Raw genomic sequence first — 375 nt, 5'->3', positions numbered from 1 at the left:
GATTACGCCAGTATAGTCATCTTCAATCTCGACATGATCGAGTGAACCCCAATTATCTTTGACCGGCGAATTGTGCTTGATCCCCCGCTCAAAGGAAAATTTTACGTCTTTGGCGGTAAGTTCGCCGTAATCGCCAGTGAATTTGATCCCTTTTTTTAGGCGAAAGCGGACATGGGTTGGATCGACCTGCTCCAGTTTTTCGGCCGCTTCCAACTCCCAGCCCCATTCGGAGCCCGGCTTGAATCGCGTGAGCTTCGAATAGAGACACTCCATCACGCTCACTTCAGAGACGGCAGTGTAGAATTGGGGATCCATCTTGGTAATATCGTTGGTTGAAGCAGCTGTGAGGACCTTTCCTTCCGCAGCCCAGATCGC

At 50.7% G+C, this 375-nt stretch carries 1 protein-coding gene; it reads right to left on the bottom strand.

Annotated elements, in window-relative coordinates:
• A partial coding sequence (locus tag EN852_RS36170; protein ID WP_246694516.1) for an ABC transporter substrate-binding protein occupies positions 1-375 on the bottom strand: 375 nt, incomplete at both ends.

The sequence above is a fragment of the Mesorhizobium sp. M2E.F.Ca.ET.209.01.1.1 genome (assembly GCF_004010375.2).
Classification (GTDB): Bacteria; Pseudomonadota; Alphaproteobacteria; order Rhizobiales; family Rhizobiaceae; genus Mesorhizobium.
Note: the sequence above shows the minus strand (reverse complement) of the source record. Positions and strands in the feature narration are given on the sequence as shown.